The 22,303-nt window shown below is 54.9% G+C and carries 18 protein-coding genes; 11 read left to right on the forward strand and 7 right to left on the reverse strand.

Annotated features, from left to right (window positions below; all coding sequences use genetic code 11):
* Positions 1–58 precede the first annotated feature (58 nt).
* From accC to acuI, 6 genes are all read right to left on the reverse strand, one after another.
* On the reverse strand, positions 59–1,408 hold the full coding sequence (gene accC, locus ACMYSK_RS21805; RefSeq protein WP_434638468.1) for an acetyl-CoA carboxylase biotin carboxylase subunit: 1,350 nt from the start codon (positions 1,406–1,408) through the stop codon (positions 59–61).
* A gap of 10 nt (positions 1,409–1,418) precedes the next feature.
* The gene (gene accB / locus ACMYSK_RS21810; protein ID WP_434638469.1) at positions 1,419–1,883 is read right to left on the reverse strand and encodes an acetyl-CoA carboxylase biotin carboxyl carrier protein; all 465 of its coding nucleotides are present in this window, start codon (positions 1,881–1,883) and stop codon (positions 1,419–1,421) included.
* Between the two features lie 22 nt (positions 1,884–1,905).
* Complete coding sequence (gene aroQ / locus ACMYSK_RS21815; protein ID WP_004868300.1) at positions 1,906–2,358, reverse strand: type II 3-dehydroquinate dehydratase; 453 nt, start codon at positions 2,356–2,358, stop codon at positions 1,906–1,908.
* 233 nt (positions 2,359–2,591) lie between these two features.
* Positions 2,592–3,191: a protein-methionine-sulfoxide reductase heme-binding subunit MsrQ gene (gene msrQ / locus ACMYSK_RS21820; protein ID WP_434638470.1), complete on the reverse strand. Its 600-nt coding sequence runs from the start codon at positions 3,189–3,191 to the stop codon at positions 2,592–2,594.
* A complete protein-coding gene (gene msrP, locus ACMYSK_RS21825; protein WP_434638471.1) occupies positions 3,191–4,192 on the reverse strand; it encodes a protein-methionine-sulfoxide reductase catalytic subunit MsrP in 1,002 nt (333 codons plus the stop codon). The genes msrQ and msrP overlap by 1 nt, the downstream gene beginning before the upstream one ends.
* A 77-nt stretch (positions 4,193–4,269) precedes the next feature.
* Entirely contained in the window at positions 4,270–5,244 is a 975-nt protein-coding gene (gene acuI / locus ACMYSK_RS21830; RefSeq protein WP_434638472.1) for an acrylyl-CoA reductase (NADPH), read from the reverse strand.
* A gap of 219 nt (positions 5,245–5,463) precedes the next feature.
* On the opposite strand from acuI, the gene csrD reads away from it, so the two are divergent.
* From csrD to tldD, 8 genes are all read left to right on the forward strand, one after another.
* Positions 5,464–7,404 (forward strand): RNase E specificity factor CsrD, encoded by a 1,941-nt coding sequence (gene csrD / locus ACMYSK_RS21835; protein ID WP_434638473.1) that lies wholly within the window; start codon positions 5,464–5,466, stop codon positions 7,402–7,404.
* A gap of 304 nt (positions 7,405–7,708) precedes the next feature.
* Positions 7,709–8,752: a rod shape-determining protein MreB gene (mreB, locus tag ACMYSK_RS21840; protein WP_002918653.1), complete on the forward strand. Its 1,044-nt coding sequence runs from the start codon at positions 7,709–7,711 to the stop codon at positions 8,750–8,752.
* Between the two features lie 71 nt (positions 8,753–8,823).
* Positions 8,824–9,816: a rod shape-determining protein MreC gene (gene mreC / locus ACMYSK_RS21845; RefSeq protein ID WP_434638474.1), complete on the forward strand. Its 993-nt coding sequence runs from the start codon at positions 8,824–8,826 to the stop codon at positions 9,814–9,816.
* Positions 9,816–10,304, forward strand: a complete 489-nt coding sequence (gene mreD, locus ACMYSK_RS21850) for a rod shape-determining protein MreD (RefSeq protein ID WP_182952168.1) — start codon at positions 9,816–9,818, stop codon at positions 10,302–10,304. Before mreC ends, mreD begins: the two co-directional genes overlap by 1 nt.
* A 7-nt stretch (positions 10,305–10,311) precedes the next feature.
* A complete protein-coding gene (locus tag ACMYSK_RS21855) occupies positions 10,312–10,893 on the forward strand; it encodes a Maf family protein (RefSeq protein WP_434638475.1) in 582 nt (193 codons plus the stop codon).
* 2 nt (positions 10,894–10,895) lie between these two features.
* Positions 10,896–12,365, forward strand: a complete 1,470-nt coding sequence (gene rng, locus ACMYSK_RS21860) for a ribonuclease G (protein ID WP_032690542.1) — start codon at positions 10,896–10,898, stop codon at positions 12,363–12,365.
* Between the two features lie 126 nt (positions 12,366–12,491).
* Positions 12,492–16,292, forward strand: coding sequence for an AsmA2 domain-containing protein YhdP (gene yhdP, locus ACMYSK_RS21865; RefSeq protein WP_434638476.1), 3,801 nt, complete (start codon positions 12,492–12,494; stop codon positions 16,290–16,292).
* A 288-nt stretch (positions 16,293–16,580) separates the two neighbouring features.
* The gene (tldD, locus tag ACMYSK_RS21870; protein ID WP_434638477.1) at positions 16,581–18,026 is read left to right on the forward strand and encodes a metalloprotease TldD; all 1,446 of its coding nucleotides are present in this window, start codon (positions 16,581–16,583) and stop codon (positions 18,024–18,026) included.
* 50 nt (positions 18,027–18,076) lie between these two features.
* On the opposite strand, the gene aaeR is transcribed toward tldD, so the two are convergent.
* On the reverse strand, positions 18,077–19,006 hold the full coding sequence (gene aaeR, locus ACMYSK_RS21875; RefSeq protein WP_434638478.1) for an HTH-type transcriptional activator AaeR: 930 nt from the start codon (positions 19,004–19,006) through the stop codon (positions 18,077–18,079).
* Positions 19,007–19,137: 131 nt separating this feature from the next.
* Here aaeR and aaeX point away from each other — a divergent pair, with 131 nt between their 5' ends.
* Genes aaeX through aaeB form a run of 3 tightly spaced genes read left to right on the forward strand, consistent with a single transcriptional unit; the run spans position 19,138 to position 22,254 of the window.
* Positions 19,138–19,341, forward strand: a complete 204-nt coding sequence (aaeX, locus tag ACMYSK_RS21880; protein WP_004868260.1) for a p-hydroxybenzoic acid efflux pump operon protein AaeX — start codon at positions 19,138–19,140, stop codon at positions 19,339–19,341.
* A gap of 7 nt (positions 19,342–19,348) precedes the next feature.
* The gene (aaeA, locus tag ACMYSK_RS21885) at positions 19,349–20,281 is read left to right on the forward strand and encodes a p-hydroxybenzoic acid efflux pump subunit AaeA (protein ID WP_434638479.1); all 933 of its coding nucleotides are present in this window, start codon (positions 19,349–19,351) and stop codon (positions 20,279–20,281) included.
* Between the two features lie 5 nt (positions 20,282–20,286).
* A complete protein-coding gene (gene aaeB / locus ACMYSK_RS21890) occupies positions 20,287–22,254 on the forward strand; it encodes a p-hydroxybenzoic acid efflux pump subunit AaeB (RefSeq protein WP_434638480.1) in 1,968 nt (655 codons plus the stop codon).
* Positions 22,255–22,303 lie beyond the last annotated feature (49 nt).

A 22,303-nucleotide genomic window follows, 5' to 3' on the forward strand; every position in this document is an offset into this window, starting at 1 on the left:
AAGGGGAGAGAAAAAGAAAAAAGGCCGGATTATCCGGCCTTATGCTGCGAGTGCAGGATTATTTTTCCTGCATGCCGAGTTTTTTCTCAAGATAGTGGATGTTGGTCCCACCATGCTGGAAATGCTCGTCATTCATGATGCGAATCTGCAGATCGACGTTGGTTTTAATACCGTCGATGATCAGTTCCTGCAGCGCATTTTTCATGCGTGAAATCGCAACATCACGGTTCTCGCCGTAGCAAATCAGCTTGCCAATCATTGAGTCATAGTACGGAGGTACGGTGTAGCCTGCGTAGATATGAGACTCCCAGCGAACGCCGAAACCGCCTGGCGCGTGGAAGCGGGTAATTTTACCCGGGCTCGGCAGGAAGGTGTTCGGGTCTTCGGCGTTGATACGGCATTCTACCGCATGGCCACGAACCTGGACTTCTTCTTGCTTGATGGACAGCGGCTGGCCCGCCGCAATGCGCAGCTGTTCTTTGATCAGGTCAACGCCGGTAATCATTTCGGTAACCGGGTGTTCAACCTGAATACGGGTGTTCATTTCAATGAAGTAGAACTCGCCGTTTTCGAACAGGAACTCAAAAGTACCTGCGCCGCGATAGCCGATGTCGACACACGCTTTGGAGCAGCGCTCGCCGATGTAGCGACGCAGTTCCGGAGTAATGCCCGGTGCCGGCGCTTCTTCGACGACTTTCTGGTGACGACGCTGCATGGAGCAGTCGCGTTCCGCCAGATAAATAGCGTTGCCCTGGCCGTCAGCCAGTACCTGGATTTCGATGTGACGTGGATTTTCCAGGTATTTTTCCATATATACCATGTCATTGCTGAAAGCAGCTTTTGCTTCAGCTTTGGTCATGGAGATGGACTGGGCCAGTTCGGCATCGCTGCGCACAACGCGCATACCGCGGCCGCCGCCGCCGCCGGACGCTTTGATGATAACCGGGTAGCCAATGCGTTTTGCATGGGCGCGGTTAGCATCCATATCGTCGCCCAGTGGGCCATCAGAACCGGGAACGGTTGGCACGCCTGCTTTCTTCATCGCGTTAATCGCAGACACTTTGTCGCCCATCAGGCGAATGGTGTCGGCTTTCGGGCCGATAAAGATAAAGCCAGAACGTTCAACCTGCTCAGCAAAGTTGGCGTTTTCGGACAGGAAGCCATAACCCGGATGGATTGCCACCGCGCCGGTAATTTCCGCTGCGCTGATGATTGCCGGGATGTTCAGATAGCTTTTAATGGATGGAGCCGGGCCGATACAGACCGTCTCATCCGCTAACAGTACGTGTTTTAAATCGCGATCCGCAGTGGAGTGCACAGCGACGGTCTTGATGCCCAGTTCTTTACAGGCACGCAGGATACGCAGTGCAATCTCGCCACGGTTGGCGATAACAATTTTATCCAGCATGTTCGCCTCGTTACTCGATGACTACCAGCGGCTCATCAAATTCTACCGGTTGGCCACTTTCGATCAGAATGGCTTTCACCACGCCGGCTTTATCGGCTTCGATCTGGTTCATCATTTTCATTGCTTCTACGATGCACAGGGTGTCGCCCACGTTAACTTTCTGACCGATTTCCACAAACGCTTTTGCGTCCGGGCTCGGGGTGCGGTAGAAAGTACCGACCATCGGGGAACGTACGATGTGACCGCTGATTTCTGCTTTCGCCGGCGCGTCTGCCTGAGCGGCTGCCGGTGCTGCTGCAACCGGTGCCTGAGCCTGCATCATCGGTGCAGCATAAGCCTGCTGCATTAGCGGATAGCCAGCATTTGGCGCGGCGCGGCTGATGCGTACAGACTCTTCGCCTTCAGAAATTTCCAGTTCGGAGATGCCTGATTCTTCAACCAGCTCGATCAGCTTTTTAATCTTACGAATATCCATGAGTGGGTTCCGTACTCTTTGTTTAGTGTGATTGTGACAGGCGTTTTACCGCCGTCTGTAAAGCGTATGAATAGCCGTCCGCACCGAGTCCGCAAATAACGCCCGAGGCGATATCCGACAGATAGGAGTGGTGACGGAACGGTTCGCGTGCATGTACGTTGCTCAGGTGAATCTCGATAAACGGGATACTGACCGCAAGTAACGCATCGCGGATAGCCACGCTGGTGTGCGTAAACGCGGCCGGATTAATCAGGATATAGTCCACAGTGTCTTTAGCCTGATGAATTCGGTCGATTAGTGCGAACTCCGCATTGGACTGCAGGTGATCCAGCGCCACGTTCAGAGCCGAGGCTTCTGATTCCAGACGGTTAACAATCTCAGAAAGCTTCAGGGTGCCATACTTCTCAGGCTCGCGCGTACCGAGCATGTTAAGGTTGGGTCCGTTTAAAAGCAAAATGCGAAACTTGTCTGCCATTGTGCGGCTATCTCCTGCCATTCTCGGGTAAAAAACAAAATATACCTTCGAAGCGCGCTTGTCACCTTTTCAGGGCTCGAAAACCCCGTCAGGAAAACCAAAGTCGCACATTATAACGATTTCGTAGCATTTGGCAGCTAAATACTGGTCTTATCAGGGAAGATTATCAACCGCTATCGTGCAAAGCGTCGCGGTTGATAAAAGATCTGCGGGAAACTGCACATATCCGAAGATTATCGCCACCACTGGCGGAACTTCTTGTAACGCCACGCTAAAAGCAATACTGCAAGCACGGCATAGATAACCGGCTGCGGGGATAAGATCTTCACTGACCACAGGTAGTGAACGGGGGCCAGGATCGCAACCAGATAGACGAAGTTGTGCAATGTTTGCCAGCGGCGACCTAATTTTCTCTGCAGCGCTTGCGTTGAGGTGGCGGCCAGCGCCAGCAAAATCAGCCAACTGATAAAACCCAGAGTCAGGTAAGGCCTGCTCACTAACTCCGATCCCAGCAGCGCCAGATTGTTGATCCCCAGCTCCAGCAGCGTGTAGCTGGTGAGATGCAGTGTCGCCCAGGCAAAGCACCATAACCCTAATAAGCGCCGGGTACGAATCAATAATGGCTGTTTAGCGTAGCGCGCCAGCGGCGAGACAAGCAAGGTCGCGAGCAGAAATTTAAGAGCCATCCTACCGGTAAAGTGTTGAATATCTTTTGCTGGATCGGCGCTAAAGTAGCCCTGCTCTCCGGCCCAGAAGAGCCAAAGAAAAGGTAAAAAACCGGCCAGATGAAGGACGACCTTCAGCCAGGTAATCTGTTTTACGCTCAGACGCACTAGTAGTACTCCCGCAGATTTAAGCCCCGATAGAGCGATGCCACCTCGTCAGCATAGCCGTTGAACAACAGCGTCGGCTGGCGCTTAACGTCAAGCACGCCGCCCGAGCCGATAAAGCGCTCCGTCGCCTGCGACCAGCGTGGATGATCGACGTGCGGATTGACGTTAGCGTAGAAGCCATATTCCTGGGGCCCGGCCAGGTTCCAGGTTGTGGGGGGCTGTTCACGTGTCAGTTCGATACTGACGATAGACTTAATGCCTTTAAAACCATATTTCCACGGGACGGTCAGACGGATCGGCGCGCCGTTTTGCGGCGGTAGTGCTTTACCGTACACGCCGACGCTCAACAGCGTCAGATGATGCATAGCTTCGTCCAGCCGCAAGCCTTCTACATAAGGATAAGCCAGCCCCCCACCGATAAAGCGGTCTTTTTGCCCCGGCATCTGATCCGGCGCATACAGGGTTTTAAACGCGACAAAACGAGCGTTGCTGGTGGGCTCAACCAGCGCCAGCAGTTTATGCAGCGGGAAACCAACCCAGGGCACCACCATCGACCAGGCTTCTACACAGCGCATCCGGTAAATGCGCTCTTCCAGCGGAAAGCGCCGGGTCAGGTCATCATGATCGAGCGTCAGCGGTTTAGCCACTTCCCCGCCAATTGTGAGCGTCCAGGGATCGGTGCGCAGGCTGCCGGCATTGGCCGCAGGGTCGGCTTTATCAAGGCCAAATTCATAGAAGTTGTTATAGCCGGCGACTTTATCTTCCGGCGTGAGGGCGAGCGAGCTTTGCCATTGTGCGGGTTTATCAAACGTCAGGGCTTTGCCTGCCGGGGCCGGCGGGCGGTCGTGACCTTTAAACCAGTTCAGCAGATCGGCCTGTGCAGTGGGGGAAAGCGAAAGGGCCGTTGCGGTAATCCCGAGCGTCTTCAGAACCTGGCGGCGCTGCAGCATAAATACGGATTCTGCCGTTACATCGGCTTCCGTGAGTTTTCTTGGTTTCATGACTTCCTCCGGCATGCTTTTTTCTAAGCATGACGGAGGCGGAGATTTATCGCGAATATGTCACGAAAAATTGCAGATTAGGCGATTTTCACCAACGTCCGGCCCTGGATTTGGTTGTTCATGATCTTCTCTGCGAATGCCGGAGCCTCTGCGAGCGTGATTTCCGTGGCGCTGGCGGCGTAGAACGATTCAGGCAGATCGTGCACCAGACGTTGCCACGCTTTTGCACGGCGCGCAGGCGGCGTCATCACGGAATCGACGCCCTGAAGGCGGACATTACGCAGAATAAACGGCATGACCGTTGTCGGCAGTGCGAAGCCACCGGCCAGACCGCAGGCGGCGACACAGCCGCCATAGTTCATCTGCGCCAGCACTTTCGCCAGCATCTTGTCACCGACGGTATCAATCGCGCCAGCCCACAGCTGTTTTTCCAGCGGACGGGTTTCGGCAAATTCTTCGCGGCCGAGAATACGCTGTGCGCCGAGGCTTTTCAGGTATTCATGAGTGCTTTCACGACCAGAAACCGCGACAACCTGATAGCCCAGCTTATGCAACAGCGCAATGGCGGTACTGCCGACGCCGCCGCTGGCGCCCGTCACGATGATTTCGCCATCCTGTGGGCGGATGCCGGCATCTTCCAGCGCCATAACGCACAGCATCGCGGTGAAGCCAGCGGTGCCGATAGCCATTGCTTTACGACCATCCAGGCCCGCAGGCATCGCGACCAGCCAGTCGCCTTTTACGCGCGCGCGCTCGGCGAGGCCGCCCCAGTGGTTTTCACCAACGCCCCAGCCGGTCAGAAGCACTTTCTGGCCGCCGTGGAAGCGCGGATCTTCGCTTGAGTGAACGGTACCGGCGAAATCAATGCCAGGAATCATCGGAAAGTTACGGATGATTTTTCCCTTGCCGGTGATTGCCAGCGCATCTTTATAGTTGAGGCTGGACCAGTGAATATCGACGGTGACATCGCCCTGTGGTAGCCGGTCGGCGTCGATGGTTTGCACCGAAGAGATTGTTTTGCCATCCTGCTGTTCTAATATTAAAGCCTGCATATGCGGGTCCTTATTTGTACAAAGATTGGAAAAAATTTTCTGCAGACTATACTCGCTATCGACATTATTACGCCGATATAACGCAATAAATTGCCAGAAACGCCAGCTTTGATAGTATGCCTCGCGCTTTAGAAAGTTAGTGCTTACTTTAGGTAAAGCGCCAGTACACGAGCCTGAAAATCTATCGGGCAGTCATTCACTCGCGGAGTTAACACAGGGATGCGATTAACGACGAAGTTCTCAGCATTTGTCACGCTGCTTACCAGCCTGACCATCTTTGTCACGCTCATAGGTGCTTCGCTGAGTTTTTATAACGGTATCCAGCTGAAAATGGAGAATCGCGTCCAGGCCGTGGCGACGATGCTGGATAACCGCCTGATCTCTTCCTCGTTTGAGAAACTCGAACCGCAAATGGATGAGTTAATGACGCCGGTGGAGATCGCCCAGGTGGATTTTCTGCTTAACGGAAAGTCGGTCTACAGCCACACGCGGAGCGGCAGCTATCGCCCCCCTGGCAGCAATAATCAGTATCGCGAAATCACAGTACCGTCGTTAAAACATCCGGGGATGACGCTCCACCTGGTCTATCTCGATCCGATGGCAAATTATTTCCGCTCGCTGCATATCACCGCACCATTATCGATAGCCATCGGCTTTATGGTGCTGATGATCTTCTTCTCGGTGCGCTGGATTCGCCGCCAGCTGGCGGGGCAGGAGCTGCTGGAGGTGCGCGCTGCGCGGATCCTCAACGGTGAGCGCGGGCCACAGGTCCGCGGGTCGGTACACGAATGGCCGGCGAGCACCAGCAGCGCGCTGGATATGCTGCTTTCCGAGCTACAGTTTGCCAGCGACCAGCGTAGCCGGATGGATACGTTGATTCGTTCATATGCTGCACAGGATTCGAAAACCGGGCTAAATAACCGACTGTTCTTTGATAATCAGCTGGCCACGCTGCTCGAAGATCAGGAGAAGGTGGGGGCGCACGGCATGGTGATGATGATCCGTCTGCCGGAGTTTGATCTGCTACGTGATAACTGGGGACGAGCCGCTGCTGAAGAGCATTACTTCATGCTCATCAATCTGCTGTCTACTTTTATTATGCGCTATCCGGGGGCGCTGCTGGCGCGCTACCACCGCAGTGATTTTGCCGTGCTCCTCCCTCACCGTACCTTAAAAGAGGCCGATAGTATCGCCGGGCTGCTATTAAAAGCGGTAGATGCTCTGCCGCCAACGCGTATTCTCGATCGTGATGACATGATGCATATTGGACTCTGCGCTTTTCGCAGCGGGCAGACGACCGCTCAGGTAATGGAACGCGCCGAGGCCGCAACGCGCAACGCGGTGCTGCAGGGCAGTAATAGCTGGGCAGTCTACGATGATTCTTTACCGGAGAAAGGGCGCGGCAACGTCCGCTGGCGGACGTTGATTGAACAAATGCTCAGCCGCGGCGGGCCGCGGTTGTATCAAAAGCCGGCCGTGACCCGCGATGGCCGCGTTCATCACCGTGAGCTGATGTCGCGGTTGTATGACGGAACGGAAGAAGTGATCGCGGCAGAATATATGCCCATGGTGCAACAGTTTGGCCTGGCGGAAGAGTATGACCGCTTGCAGGTCACGCGATTACTGCCATTTTTAAGCTTTTGGCCGGAAGAAAACCTCGCGCTTCAGGTGACGGTGGAGTCACTGATCCGGCCGAGATTTCAGCGCTGGCTACGTGATACTTTGATGCAGTGTGAAAAATCGCAGCGTCGACGGATTATTTTTGAACTTGCAGAGGCAGATGTTTGTCAATATATCGGCCGCCTACAACCGGTAATGCGCCTGGTCAATGCTCTGGGTATACGCGTTGCCGTCGTGCAGGCCGGATTAACGCTGGTGGGAACCAGTTGGATCAAGCAGTTGGACGTCGAAGTGATTAAGCTGCATCAGGGGCTGTCGCGCAATATAGAAAAACGCAGTGAGAACCAGCTGCTGGTTCAGAGTCTGGTGGAAGCCTGTAAGGGCATGCCGGTACAGGTTTTTGCAACCGGAGTACGCAGTCGCAGTGAGTGGCAGGTGCTGTCTCAGTGCGGTGTCACCGGTGGTCAGGGGGAATTTTTTGCCGCCTCACAGCCACTTGACACAAATGTGAAAAAATATTCGCAAAGATACTCGGTTTGATCTGCCGTTTAGCGTGATTTCACGTAGAATAACGCGCGCCATAGTGAAGGGGGTGTGCTTGTCTACCTGCCGGATTGTCGCAATGTAAATGCCAGTAAATGACCTTTGACGGGTTACAGATTCAGGCGCGGAGCGCTGTTGAAGATTTCAGCACTGAATGGACCCGGTAAATTTGTAACGAAGGAAATTCACTGCACTAATTTTCACCGTAGCAGATGATTTTTGCGCCTTGTCGCTGCTGCGTGTGGTTGGTAAAGTAAGCGGATTTTGTTTTCCGCCCCAGCTTTCAGGATTATCCCTTAGTATGTTAAAAAAATTTCGTGGCATGTTTTCCAATGACCTGTCCATTGACCTGGGTACCGCGAATACCCTTATCTATGTAAAAGGACAAGGCATCGTATTGAATGAGCCTTCCGTTGTGGCCATTCGTCAGGATCGTGCCGGCTCGCCGAAAAGCGTCGCTGCTGTTGGTCATGAAGCGAAGCAGATGCTCGGGCGTACACCGGGCAACATCGCGGCGATTCGCCCGATGAAAGACGGCGTTATCGCCGACTTCTTCGTTACCGAAAAAATGCTCCAACACTTTATCAAACAGGTGCATAGCAATAGCTTCATGCGTCCAAGCCCACGTGTTCTGGTGTGCGTGCCGGTCGGCGCAACTCAGGTTGAGCGTCGTGCGATTCGTGAATCTGCTCAGGGTGCTGGCGCTCGTGAAGTCTTCCTGATTGAAGAGCCGATGGCGGCTGCAATCGGTGCGGGCTTACCGGTTTCTGAAGCAACCGGTTCTATGGTGGTGGATATTGGTGGCGGTACCACAGAAGTGGCGGTGATTTCCCTGAACGGTGTGGTTTACTCCTCTTCCGTTCGTATCGGCGGTGACCGTTTCGATGAAGCCGTGATTAATTATGTGCGTCGTAACTACGGATCGCTGATCGGTGAAGCGACGGCGGAACGTATCAAGCATGAAATCGGTTCGGCGTATCCGGGCGATGAAGTGCGTGAAATCGAAGTTCGCGGCCGTAACCTGGCAGAAGGTGTGCCACGCGGCTTTACTCTGAACTCGAACGAAATTCTCGAAGCGCTGCAGGAACCGCTGACCGGTATTGTTAGTGCCGTCATGGTGGCGCTGGAGCAGTGTCCGCCGGAGCTGGCTTCCGATATCTCCGAGCGCGGTATGGTTCTGACCGGCGGTGGCGCTTTGCTGCGCAACCTCGACCGTCTGTTGATGGAAGAGACGGGTATTCCGGTCGTAGTTGCAGAAGATCCACTGACTTGCGTCGCACGTGGCGGCGGTAAAGCGCTGGAAATGATCGATATGCACGGCGGCGACTTGTTCAGCGAAGAGTAGTCAGCCGAAGACCCCCGGGCGGCCTTATGGGCTGCCTTTGGTCTTAACTGACACGAGAATACGCATAGCCTATGAAGCCAATTTTTAGCCGTGGCCCGTCGCTACAGATTCGCCTTATTCTGGCGGTTTTGGTGGCGCTTGGCGTGATTATCGCCGACAGCCGCCTGGGTACGTTCAGTCAGATTCGAACGTATATGGACACTGCCGTCAGTCCTTTCTACTTTATCTCAAACGGTCCCCGGGAATTGCTGGACAGCGTATCGCAAACGCTGGCAACCCGCGATCAGCTCGAACTGGAAAACCGCGCGCTGCGTCAGGAACTGCTGTTGAAGAACAGCGATTTACTGATGCTGGGTCAGTACAAACAGGAGAACGCGCGTCTGCGTGAGCTGCTGGGCTCGCCGCTGCGCCAGGATGAGCAAAAAATGGTGACTCAGGTCATCTCAACGGTTAACGATCCTTACAGCGATCAGGTTGTCATCGATAAAGGCAGCGTGAACGGCGTGTATGAAGGCCAGCCGGTTATCAGCGACAAAGGCGTCGTTGGCCAGGTCGTTGCGGTGGCGAAGTTAACCAGCCGTGTGCTGCTCATCTGCGACGCGACGCATGCGTTGCCGATTCAGGTGTTGCGTAATGATATTCGCGTGATTGCGGCGGGTAACGGCTGCACTGACGATTTGCAGCTGGAGCATCTGCCGGCGAATACCGACATTCGCGTGGGTGATGTGCTGGTGACCTCCGGTCTCGGCGGTCGCTTCCCTGAAGGTTATCCTGTTGGCGTGGTCTCCTCAGTCAAGCTCGACACGCAGCGTGCGTATACGGTCATTCAGGCTCGCCCAACGGCGGGTCTGCAACGTCTGCGCTATCTCCTGCTGCTGTGGGGCGCCGATCGTAACGGTGCGAACCCGATGACGCCGGAAGAAGTGCATCGCGTGGCTAACGAGCGCCTGATGCAGATGATGCCGCAGGTTCTGCCGGCTCCGGATGCGATGGGGCCGCAAATGCCTGCACCGGCCACCGGCATAACGCCGCCTTCGCAACCTCAGCCTGCTGGGGGGCAATAGTGGCAAGTTATCGAAGCCAGGGACGCTGGGTTATCTGGCTCTCGTTTCTTATCGCGCTATTGCTGCAGGTCATGCCATGGCCGGCGGACCTGACCGTCTTCCGGCCAAACTGGGTGTTCCTTATCCTGCTGTACTGGATCCTCGCCTTACCGCATCGGGTGAACGTGGGCACCGGTTTCGTAATGGGTGCTATCCTCGATCTCATCAGCGGGTCGACGCTGGGCGTTCGCGCGCTATCGTTAAGTATCATCGCGTATCTGGTTGCGCTGAAATATCAGTTGTTCCGCAATCTGGCGCTCTGGCAACAGGCGCTGGTCGTGGTGATGCTATCGCTTGCTGTGGATATCGTTGTTTTCTGGGCTGAGTTTTTAGTGATCAACGTCTCTTTCCGTCCAGAAGTGTTCTGGAGTAGTGTAGTAAACGGTGTGCTCTGGCCATGGTTATTCCTGCTGATGCGTAAAGTCCGTCAGCAATTTGCGGTGCAATAAGGTTGATATGACGACTCTGTATCTCGCTTCAGGTTCTCCGCGTCGGCAGGAACTGCTGACGCAGCTGGGGCTCTCTTTTGAACGCCTGGTTCCCGGTATTGAAGAACGACGGCAGCCGCAGGAGAGTGCCGAGCACTATGTTGCGCGCCTGGCGCGTGAAAAGGCGCAGGCGGGCGTTGCGCTAGCGTCTCGCGATCTGCCGGTACTGGGGGCGGATACCATCGTCATCCTTAACGGCGAAGTACTGGAAAAACCGCGCGACGCCGCGCATGCCGCTGAGATGCTGCATATGCTTTCCGGTAAGACGCATCAGGTCATGACGGCTGTGGCGCTGGCGGATCGGCAACAGACGCTGGATTGCCTGGTGGTGACGGAGGTGACTTTCCGCCTGCTCTCAGAGCAGGATATTGCGAGCTATGTGGCCAGTGGCGAACCTCTGGACAAAGCGGGCGCATACGGTATTCAAGGGTTGGGTGGCTGTTTTGTCAGGAAGATTAATGGCAGCTATCACGCCGTAGTCGGCTTACCGCTGGTAGAAACGTATGAGTTGCTGAGTAACTTTAACTCACTGCGTGAAGAAAAGGGATAAAGATGACGGCAGAATTATTAGTTAACGTAACGCCATCGGAGACGCGCGTTGCGTACATTGATGGCGGTATTCTTCAGGAAATCCATATTGAGCGTGAAGCGCGGCGCGGAATCGTAGGCAATATCTACAAAGGTCGTGTCAGTCGTGTACTGCCGGGGATGCAGGCGGCTTTTGTAGATATTGGCCTGGACAAGGCCGCCTTTCTGCATGCGTCAGATATTATGCCGCATACTGAGTGTGTCGCCGGGGAAGAGCAAAAGCAGTTTACCGTGCGCGATATTTCCGAACTGGTTCGCCAGGGCCAGGACCTGATGGTGCAGGTGGTGAAAGATCCGCTCGGCACGAAAGGTGCCCGCCTGACGACGGACATTACGCTACCTTCCCGCTACCTGGTGTTTATGCCTGGGGCATCTCACGTTGGTGTGTCACAGCGTATCGAAAGTGAAGCCGAACGTGAACGCTTGAAGAAAGTGGTCGCCGATTACTGCGATGAGCAGGGCGGTTTTATCATCCGTACCGCTGCGGAAGGCGTGCACGAACAGGAACTGGCCGCCGATGCGGCGTACCTCAAGCGCGTATGGACTAAGGTCATGGAGCGCAAAAAACGTCAGCAGACTCGCTATCAGCTCTATGGTGAACTGGCGCTGGCTCAGCGCGTGCTGCGCGATTTTGCTGATGAGCACCTCGATCGTATTCGCGTCGATTCCCGTCTGACGTATGAATCTCTGGTGGAGTTTACCGCCGAATATATGCCGGAAATGACCAGCAAGCTGGAGCATTACAGCGGTCGTCAGCCGATCTTCGATCTCTTTGACGTAGAGAACGAAATTCAGCGCGCGCTGGAGCGCAAGGTAGAGCTGAAATCCGGCGGCTATCTGGTTATCGATCAAACCGAAGCGATGACTACCGTGGATATTAATACCGGGGCATTCGTCGGGCACCGCAATCTCGACGACACTATCTTCAATACCAATATTGAGGCGACCCAGGCGATTGCTCGTCAGCTGCGTCTGCGCAACCTTGGTGGGATTATTATCATCGATTTCATTGATATGAATAATGAAGACCACCGCCGCCGGGTGCTGCATTCGCTAGAGCAAGCGCTGAGTAAAGATCGGGTTAAAACCAGTATTAACGGCTTCTCCCAGCTGGGGCTGGTGGAGATGACCCGTAAGCGTACCCGTGAAAGCGTTGAGCACGTATTGTGCAAGGATTGCCCTACCTGCCACGGACGCGGTACGGTGAAATCGGTTGAAACGGTGTGTTATGAAATCATGCGTGAGATTGTGCGTGTGCATCATGCCTACGATTCCGATCGTTTCCTGGTCTATGCTTCTCCTGCGGTTGCGGAAACCCTGAAAGGGGAAGAGTCGCACGCGCTGGCGGAAGTCGAAATCTTTGTCGGTAAGCAGGTCAAAGTACAAATTGAACCGCTCTATAATCAAGAGCAGTTCGATGTCGTTATGATGTAATCATCTGGTTTGCCTCTGTTCAGGCGCTCGGGAGCATGGCAAAGCGATGCCGCTTCACGGGAGTGAACGCCGCTGACGCAGAGGCAAATGACGGATGACGTATAAAAGTCTGACAAGGAGAGAGGCGTGAGGCGACTGCCCGGGATATTACTGCTCACCGCGGCAACATTGACTGTTGTCGTCGCACTGCTGGTGAGCGGCCTGCGTCTCGTGCTGCCGCAGCTGGACGCGTGGCGTCCGCAGCTGCTGGAAAAAATCTCTGCAATTTCTGGCTCGCCGGTCAATGCCTCTCAGCTGACGGCCAGCTGGGAGAACTTTGGCCCCACGCTCGATGTCCGCGATGTCTCCGCCGGCCTGAAAGATGGCGGTCAGCTCTCTGTTAAACGGGTCACCCTGGCCCTGGATGTGTGGCAAAGCCTGCTGCACATGCGCTGGCAGTTCCGCGATCTCACCTTCTGGCAGTTAAAAATCCATACCAATTCGCCAATCCAGACTAATGATGGCGGCGATAGCCTGAAAACCGACCATATTGGCGATCTCTTTCTGCGCCAGTTTGACCACTTTATTCTGCGCGATAGCCATTTGAGTTTCGTGACCCTCTCCGGTCAACGCGCGGAATTAGCCATTCCGCAACTGACCTGGCTGAACACCAATAACCGCCATCGTGCGGAAGGGCAACTGAGCCTCTCCAGCCTCAACGGGCAGCATGGGGTGATGCAGGTACGAATGGATCTGCGTGATGAAAATGGCCTGCTGAACAAGGGGCGCGTATGGCTACAGGCTGACGATATTGACGTTAAGCCATGGCTGGGCCGCTGGATGCAGGACAATATTGCGTTGCAGAATGCGCGCTTTAGCCTTGAAGGCTGGATGACTATCGACAAAGGCGATATCGCCGGCGGAGACGTTTGGCTGAAGAAGGGCGGTGCCAGCTGGCAGGGTGATAGCCAGCCTCATCGATTGACGGTGGATAACCTGACGGCGCATATCTTCCGTGAGAAGCAGGGTTGGGGCTTTCATATCCCGGATACCCGTATTTCAATAGATGGCAAAGCCTGGCCACGCGGAGCGCTGGCAATGGCGTGGATCCCGGGGCAGGACGTCGGCGGAGATGACCACTTACGCAGCGATGAACTGCGTATTCGCGCCAGCAACCTCGATCTGAATGGCCTGACCGGGCTGCAACCTATTGCCGATAAGCTATCGCCTGAACTGGGCGAAGTCTGGCGTACCACGCAACCTGCGGGGAAAATCGATCTCCTGGCGCTGGATATTCCGCTGCAGGCGGCGGAGAAGTCCCGTTTCCAGGCGAGCTGGAGCGATTTATCCTGGAAGCAGTGGAAGCTGCTGCCCGGGGCCGAGCACTTCTCTGGCAGCGTTGCCGGGAGCGTGGAGAACGGTGCTCTGCATGCCAGTATGACCGAAGCAAAAATGCCTTATGCCACGGTCTTCCGCGCGCCGCTGGAAATCGCCCAAGGCGATGCCACCCTCAGCTGGGTGAAGAATGATAAAGGCTTTATGCTCGACGGGCGCAATATTGACGTGCAGGCGACCGGGGTACGGGCGCGGGGTGGATTCCGCTATTTACAGCCGCAGGGGGATGAACCGTGGCTGGGGATTCTGGCGGGGATCAGCACCAATGACGGCGGTCAGGCATGGCGGTATTTCCCGGAAAATCTGATGGGCAAAGCGCTGGTGGATTATCTCAGCGGCGCGATACAAGGCGGGCAGTCGACCAACGCCACCCTGGTTTACGGAGGGAATCCCCATCTGTTCCCGTATCTGCACAACGAGGGCCAGTTCCAGGTTTCCGTGCCATTAACTAACGCCACGTTTGCTTTTCAACCGGACTGGCCGGCGTTGACCGGGCTGGATATTAACCTCGACTTCATCAATAACGGTTTATGGATGAAGGCCAATAAGGTGATGCTGGGTAAAGTTACTGCCAGCAATCTTGATGCGGTTATTCCGGACTATTCGCGGGAAAAACTGCTTATTGATGCCGATATTAACGGTCCTGGAAAAGAGGTTGGTCCCTATTTTAAAGAGACGCCGCTGAAAGATACGCTGGGATCGGCGCTGGACGAACTGCAGTTGGATGGCAATGTGAGTGCTCGCTTACATCTTGATATCCCGCTGGATGGTGAGCTCACCACCGCCAAAGGTGATGTGAATCTGGCCAATAATAGTCTCTATATCAAACCGATAGATACGACCCTTAAGGATCTGACCGGCAAGTTCAGCTTTGTAAATGGCGATCTGAAAAGCGAAACCATGAAAGCCAACTGGTTTAATCAGCCGCTGAATCTCGATTTTTCCACCACCGAGGGGCCAAAAGCCTTTCTGGTCAACGTTGGAATGAACGCCAGCTGGCAGCCGTCGCGTACCGGCCTGCTGCCAAAAGCCGTCGATGATGCCGTTAGCGGCAGCGTGCCGTGGGACGGGAAGGTGGCAATTGAGCTGCCGTATCACGGAAATGCAAGCTATAAGGTTGATATTAATGGCGATCTGAAAAATGTGAGCAGTGACTTACCTTCTCCGGTCGATAAGCAGGCGGGTGAGCCGCTTCCGGTTAAAATCAACGTCGAAGGCGGACTGAACAGCTTTGAGTTGACCGGCGCCATCGGGGGGAAAAACCATTTCAACAGCCGCTGGCTGCTGAACCGCAAGCTGACGCTGGACCGGGCGATTTTAACGTCCGATAGCAAAGCCATTTCTCCGCTGCCGGATCAGGCTGGCGTTGAGCTGAATATGCCGCCGATGGATGGCGCGGAGTGGCTGGCCCTTTTCCAGGGCGGAGCAGTCAATGAAGTCAGTAGCAATATTATCTTCCCGGAACGTATTACTTTACGAACGCCGTCACTGACGTTTGCTGGCCAAAGCTGGAACAATGTGAGTCTGGTTACTCAACCGGATGCCGGTGGCTCGAAGGTTGAAGCCCAGGGGCGTGAAATCAACGCTTCATTGACGATGCGCCAAAATGCTCCCTGGCAGGCCGCTATTCGCTACCTTTACTACAACCCGGCATCCGCTCAGAAGAGTAGCGAAACGAACGTCAGCACGGGCCCGCTTACCGGTAATCGCTTTGATTTCCGCGGCTGGCCGGATCTCCAGCTACGCTGCGCAGAGTGCTGGCTATGGGGGCAAAAATACGGGCGGATTGACGGTGATTTCTCGATTAAGGGCGATACCCTGACGCTGGCTCATGGACTGGTGGATACCGGTTTTGGCCGCCTGACTTCCGACGGCGTCTGGGTCAACGCGCCGGGCGGAGTACGGACGTCGCTGAAAGGTAAGCTCCATGGGAATAAAACAGATGCCTTTGCCAGCTTTTTCGGTATTTCCACTCCGGTGAAAGGCTCTTCGTTCGATGTCGATTACGATTTACACTGGCGTGCACCGCCGTGGCAGCCGGACGTGGCTTCTCTCAACGGGGTACTGAAAAGCCATCTTGGAAAAGGTGAGTTTACCGATATCAGCACCGGCCACGCCGGGCAGCTGCTGCGCCTGCTGAGCGTCGATGCGCTGCTGCGCAAACTGCGCTTCGATTTCAGCGACACCTTTAGCGAAGGTTTTTATTTTGATTCGATCAACAGTACGGCATGGATTAAAGATGGCGTGCTGAATACGGATGATACGCTGGTGGATGGCCTTGAAGCCGATATCGCTATGAAGGGCTCGGTCGATCTGGTTCGCCGCCGGCTGGATATGCAGGCCGTCGTTGCGCCAGAGATCTCGGCTACCGTTGGCGTCGCGACGGCGTTTGTGATCAACCCGATTGTCGGCGCCGCCGTGTTTGCCGCCAGTAAAGTACTGGGACCGTTGTGGAACAAAGTGTCTATCCTGCGCTATCGCATTACCGGTCCTATCGATCAGCCGCAGATTAATGAAGTTCTGCGCCAGGCGCGCAGCGACAAAAAGCAATGATTTGACGATTGCGGGGAATTATCGCACTCTCAATAGATAGCGTTCTATACCCGTTTTATTTCAAACCACAGATGCGTTGGCGAGTGATTGCTCGACCCATCCTCGGGCTTCGCCCCGATGGGCCGTCGCAAGCGGCGTTCAAATCTGCTCCGGGCAGATTCGTCGTTCACTCCAGTAACATAGTTTTCTATGCCGCTGGGATTTTCTCACTTGCCGTCTTTCTGCACCTTGAGCTATTTAGGGTATCTATTTCCGCCTGATACGCGGCAACAAATGAGTAGCATAACGATGAGTCTGAACCTGGTAAGTGAACAATTACTGTCGGCAAATGGCCTGAACCATCAGGATCTTTTTACCATTCTTGGCCAGCTGGCCGAGCGCCGTCTTGATTACGGCGATCTTTATTTTCAGTCGAGCTATCACGAATCCTGGGTTCTGGAAGACAGCATCATTAAAGATGGTTCTTACAATATTGACCAGGGCGTCGGCGTTCGTGCGGTAAGCGGTGAAAAAACCGGTTTTGCTTATGCCGACCAAATCAGCCGGCTGGCGCTGGAACAAAGTGCGCATGCGGCCCGCACCATCGTGCGCGATAGCGGTGATGGCAAAGTGCGTACCTTGGGTGCGGTAGAATACAGCTCGCTGTATACCAGCATCGATCCGCTGCAAAGTATGAGCCGTGAAGAGAAACTGGATATTCTGCGTCGCGTCGATAAAGCGGCTCGCGCCGCGGATAAACGTGTGCAGGAAGTGTCTGCCAGCCTGAGCGGCGTGTATGAATTAATTCTGGTCGCGGCGACCGATGGTACGCTGGCGGCGGACGTTCGTCCGCTGGTGCGCCTGTCGGTTAGCGTGCTGGTGGAAGACGACGGAAAACGCGAACGCGGGTCCAGCGGCGGCGGTGGTCGTTTTGGCTATGATTACTTCCTGGCTGACGAAGACGGGGACGTTCGTGCCGACGTCTGGGCGAGAGAAGCGGTGCGCATGGCGCTGGTGAATTTATCCGCCGTTGCCGCCCCGGCGGGCATGCTGCCGGTAGTACTCGGTGCAGGCTGGCCTGGTGTATTACTGCATGAAGCAGTTGGACACGGTCTGGAAGGCGATTTCAACCGGCGTGGTACGTCGGTGTTCAGCGGTCATATGGGTGAGCTGGTGGCTTCTGAGCTGTGTACCGTCGTGGATGATGGCACCATGGCCAATCGTCGCGGCTCGCTGGCGGTTGATGATGAAGGGACGCCGGGTCAATACAACGTGTTGATTGAGAATGGTATCCTGAAAGGCTATATGCAGGACAAACTCAACGCGCGTTTAATGGGGGTTGCGCCGACCGGTAACGGGCGTCGCGAATCCTATGCCCATCTGCCTATGCCGCGTATGACTAACACCTACATGCTGGCGGGGAAATCAACGCCGCAGGAAATTATTGAATCGGTTGATTACGGTATCTATGCCCCTAACTTCGGCGGCGGCCAGGTGGATATCACCTCCGGTAAATTTGTGTTCTCTACCTCTGAAGCCTACCTGATCGAAAAAGGCAAGGTGACGAAGGCGGTGAAGGGCGCGACGCTTATCGGTTCAGGGATTGAAGCTATGCAGCAGATTTCCATGGTCGGTAACGATCTGAAGCTTGATAGCGGCGTCGGCGTCTGTGGTAAAGAAGGCCAGAGCGTGCCGGTAGGCGTTGGTCAGCCAACGCTGAAGGTGGATAACCTCACCGTTGGCGGAACCGCCTGAGTGCTCTCAATGCGCTTTCGCATCATGCGAAGGCGCAGCGTGTACCGCGATTAGCGGGCAATTCCCCGGCCGTGCATCCCCTGGTAAATCTTCGCCACCTCGACGAAATATTCCGTCAGCGAGTTAATACAGACCTGAACCTTCAACGGCAGCTTGTCTTTTTCGGTATACACCGCGTACACCGGGCGAGGATCGGACTGGTAGCTCGGCAGCAGGATCTCCAGCTCGCCGCGATTGATCTCTTCGATCGCCCACATCAGCGGCACGTAAGCCACGCCAACGCCTGCGGTGAGCCAGCGTACCAGCGTCATGGGATCGTTAGTGACAAAGCGGCCCTGCGGGATCAGTTTTATTGAGATCCCTTCCGGGGCGATAATTTCAAATTCATTATCGGGGCGCACGCTGTACTCGAGCCACGAATGGCTGGCGAGATCGGCCGGCTTCTCCGGGATCCCGGCCTGCTGTAAGTAGCTTTTCGCCGCACAGAGCACCATGGGCATCGATCCAAGCCGGCGCGAGAAAAGACTCGAATCCTGCAGCGCCCCGACGCGGATCACCACATCCAGGCCGTCGGCAATCAGATCCGGAGCCGGGATGCCGGTAACCAGGTTGACGGATAAACCCGGGTACTCTTTCAGCATCCCTGCGGTAATGTGGGCCAGTACATTCTGTGCCATAGTTGAAGAGCAGCCGACGCGCAGCGTACCGATAGGCGTATTATTAAATGCGTACAGTTGCTCGTGAACATCCTGGGCTTCGAACAGCATTCGCCGACAGCCCTGGTAATAAATTTTGCCCGCTTCCGTTAAGCCAAGGCTGCGGGTACTGCGGTTGAGCAGCTTCACCTGGAGTTCATCTTCCAGTTTGGCTACAGTCTGGCTGATTGACGATACGCTCATCTGGAGCTGGTGAGCCGTGGCGGTAAATGAACCAAGTTCAACCACTTTGGCGAAAACGGACATGCGTTTTAATCGTTCCATTGTTCACTCTGACTTAAAAGTGATTTAGATCACATAATATAGATCATGCTGCAATTGTTACGTTACTATATTGTTAGCTAAATAATAAATGCTTCACGCATATCACCTGTACGCTTCTTATCAAGGTCATCATGAGTCTGTTTCCTGTCATCGTGATTTTCGGCTTGTCGTTCCCGCCGATCTTCTTTGAGTTGCTAATATCGCTGGCTATCTTCTGGCTGGTACACCGCCTGCTGGTTCCCACCGGCATCTATGATTTTGTCTGGCACCCTGCACTGTTTAATACCGCGTTATATTGCTGCCTTTTTTATCTGATATCGCGTTTGTTCGTTTGAGGTCGATGTGAAAACACTAACAAGAAATATCTTCCGTACCGCAATCACTGTGATACTGGTTATCCTGGCATTTGTCGCGATTTTTCGCGCATGGGTCTATTACACCGCGTCTCCCTGGACGCGCGACGCGCGTTTCAGCGCCGATATCGTCGCCATCGCACCCGATGTGTCGGGGCTGATTTCGCAGGTAAATATTAAGGATAACGAGCTGGTTAAGAAAGACCAGGTGTTGTTTGTCATTGATCAGCCTCGCTATCAGAAAGCCCTGGAAGAAGCTCAGGCCGACGTTTCCTATTACCAGACACTGGCGCAGGAAAAACGTGTTGAAGCCGGACGGCGTAACAGGCTGGGCGTACAGGCGATGTCTCGTGAAGAGATAGACCAGGCCAATAACGTTTTACAAACCGTGGAACACCAACTGGCGAAAGCCGTAGCCAGCCGGGATCTGGCTAAGCTCGATCTTGAACGTACGGTTGTCCGCGCGCCAGCCGATGGCTGGGTGACCAACCTTAACGTCTATAACGGCGAATTTATTACTCGTGGTTCTACCGCAGTGGCGCTGGTTAAACAAAATACCTTCTACGTGGTGGCCTATCTTGAAGAGACCAAGCTGGAAGGCGTGCGTCAGGGCTACCGTGCAGAAATTACCCCGTTAGGAAGTAGCCGTTCGATTAAAGGTACGGTAGACAGTATTGCCGCCGGGGTGACCAACGCCAGCAGCAGTAGCGACGCAAAAGGGATGGCGTCTGTGGACTCTAACCTGGAGTGGGTACGCCTGGCGCAGCGCGTGCCGGTACGTATTCGTCTCGATAAGCAGCAGGGCAATCTGTGGCCGGCGGGGACGACCGCGACGGTGGTAATCACCGGCAAAGAAGATCGTGATACGACCCAGGTGAACTTCTTCCAGAAACTGGCGATGCGCCTGCGTGAGTTTGGTTAATCGCCATGGGCATCTTCACCATTGCTCCCCGGCACCTTCGCTTCGCGATTAAATTAGCGTGTGCGGTGGTGCTGGCATTATTTGTCGGCTTCCACTTTCAGCTGGAAACGCCACGTTGGGCGGTGCTCACGGCGGCCATTGTGACCGCGGGTCCCGCGTTCGCCGCCGGTGGAGAACCGTATTCTGGCGCGATCCGCTATCGCGGGATGCTGCGTATTGCCGGGACGTTTATCGGCTGTATTGCTGCGCTGGCGATTATTATTCTGATGATTCGCGCCCCGTTGTTGATGATGCTGGTGTGCTGTCTGTGGGCAGGCTTCTGTACCTGGATCTCCTCGCTGGTGCGCGTCGAAAACTCCTATGCCTGGGGGCTGGCGGGCTATACCGCGCTTATCATTATCATCACCATTCATACCGACCCGATGCTGGCGCCGCAGTTCGCCGTTGAACGCTGCAGCGAGATTGTTGTCGGTATTGTCAGCGCCATCATGGCGGACCTGCTGTTTTCTCCTCGCTCCATTAAGAAAGAGATCGATCTTGAGCTGGATAACCTGCTGGTAGAACAGTACCGCCTGATGCAGCTATGCGTGGCTCATGGCGATAGCGAAGTGGTCGACAAAGCATGGGGGGCGCTGCTGCGCCGAACCAGCGCGCTGGAAGGGATGCGCGGCAACCTGATTATGGAGTCTTCGCGCTGGGCGAAGGTCAATCAGCGGTTGAAGGCCATCAATACAATCTCTTTAACGCTGATTACTCAGGCCTGCGAAACTTACCTAATCCAGAACTCGCGCCCGGAGATCGTGACCGATGATTACCGCGAGCTGTTTGCTGAACCGGTAGAAACCGTACAGGATGTTCATCGGCAGCTGAAAAGAATGCGCCGCTTTCTGACCTGGAAAGGGGAGCATAATACGCCGGTGACGATCTACAGCTGGGTTGGTGCTGCGACACGCTATCTGCTGCTAAAACGCGGCGTGGTGGGCAATACCAAGATCAGCCGGATTGAAGACGAAGTGCTGCAGGGCGAGGTGGTGGTAAAGGCAGGGTCTGCCGAGCGCCATCATGCGATGGTCAACTTCTGGCGCACCTCCATTTCCTGCATCCTTGGGACGCTGTTCTGGCTATGGACCGGATGGACGTCGGGCAGCGGAGCGATGGTGATGATTGCGGTAGTGACGTCCCTTGCCATGCGTCTGCCTAACCCGCGAATGGTGGCGATAGATTTTCTGTACGGTACGTTGGCAGCCTTACCATTGGGGGCATTGTTCTTCCTGGTGATCATGCCTGCCACGCAGCAGAGCATGCTGCTGCTGTGTATCAGCCTCGCGGCAATGGCGTTCTTTATCGGTATTGAAGTACAAAAACGGCGGCTGGGATCGCTGGGGGCTCTGGCGAGTACCATTAACATCCTGGTGCTGGATAACCCAATGCAGTTTCATTTCAGCCAGTTTCTCGATAGCGCATTGGGCCAGATAGTCGGCTGTTTCCTCGCGCTGATGGTTATTCTGCTGGTGCGGGATAATTCACAAGCGCGTACCGGACGCGTGTTGCTCAATCAGTTTGTTTCGGCAGCCGTTTCATCGCTGACGACGAATACAGCCCGCCGTAAAGAGAACCATCTGCCGGCGCTTTATCAGCAGCTGTTCCTGTTGCTGAATAAGTTCCCGGGGGATATTGCCCGTTTCCGCCTTGCATTAACCCTGATTATTGCCCATCAGCGCCTGCGGGATGCGCCTGTGCCAGTGAATGAAGATCTGTCGGCATTCCACCGCCAGTTGCGACGTACCGCGGACCATGTTATTTCCGCCAGCAGCGATGATAAACGACGCCGCTATTTCTCCCGTTTGTTAGAAGAGCTGGATGTTTATCAGGAAAAATTGCAGGTCTGGGAGGCGTCGCCCCAGGTGACGGAGCCGGTCCGAAGGCTGGTAGAGATGTTGCGTAAGTACCAGCACGTATTGACCAATAGCTAACTGCCTGAACCGACGCTAAGCGTCGGTTTTTTTATCACTATACTTAAGC

The sequence above is a fragment of the Klebsiella sp. I138 genome (assembly GCF_051131765.1).
In the GTDB taxonomy this organism is placed as follows: domain Bacteria; phylum Pseudomonadota; class Gammaproteobacteria; order Enterobacterales; family Enterobacteriaceae; genus Klebsiella.

Coding starts and splice junctions, on each gene's coding strand:
- accC (WP_434638468.1), bottom strand. CDS start 1,408: ATGCTGGATAAAATTGTTATCGCCAACCGTGGCGAGATTGCACTGCGT.
- accB (WP_434638469.1), bottom strand. CDS start 1,883: ATGGATATTCGTAAGATTAAAAAGCTGATCGAGCTGGTTGAAGAATCA.
- aroQ (WP_004868300.1), bottom strand. CDS start 2,358: ATGGCAGACAAGTTTCGCATTTTGCTTTTAAACGGACCCAACCTTAAC.
- msrP (WP_434638471.1), bottom strand. CDS start 4,192: ATGAAACCAAGAAAACTCACGGAAGCCGATGTAACGGCAGAATCCGTA.
- acuI (WP_434638472.1), bottom strand. CDS start 5,244: ATGCAGGCTTTAATATTAGAACAGCAGGATGGCAAAACAATCTCTTCG.
- csrD (WP_434638473.1), top strand. CDS start 5,464: ATGCGATTAACGACGAAGTTCTCAGCATTTGTCACGCTGCTTACCAGC.
- mreB (WP_002918653.1), top strand. CDS start 7,709: ATGTTAAAAAAATTTCGTGGCATGTTTTCCAATGACCTGTCCATTGAC.
- mreC (WP_434638474.1), top strand. CDS start 8,824: ATGAAGCCAATTTTTAGCCGTGGCCCGTCGCTACAGATTCGCCTTATT.
- ACMYSK_RS21855 (WP_434638475.1), top strand. CDS start 10,312: ATGACGACTCTGTATCTCGCTTCAGGTTCTCCGCGTCGGCAGGAACTG.
- rng (WP_032690542.1), top strand. CDS start 10,896: ATGACGGCAGAATTATTAGTTAACGTAACGCCATCGGAGACGCGCGTT.
- tldD (WP_434638477.1), top strand. CDS start 16,581: ATGAGTCTGAACCTGGTAAGTGAACAATTACTGTCGGCAAATGGCCTG.
- aaeR (WP_434638478.1), bottom strand. CDS start 19,006: ATGGAACGATTAAAACGCATGTCCGTTTTCGCCAAAGTGGTTGAACTT.
- aaeX (WP_004868260.1), top strand. CDS start 19,138: ATGAGTCTGTTTCCTGTCATCGTGATTTTCGGCTTGTCGTTCCCGCCG.
- aaeB (WP_434638480.1), top strand. CDS start 20,287: ATGGGCATCTTCACCATTGCTCCCCGGCACCTTCGCTTCGCGATTAAA.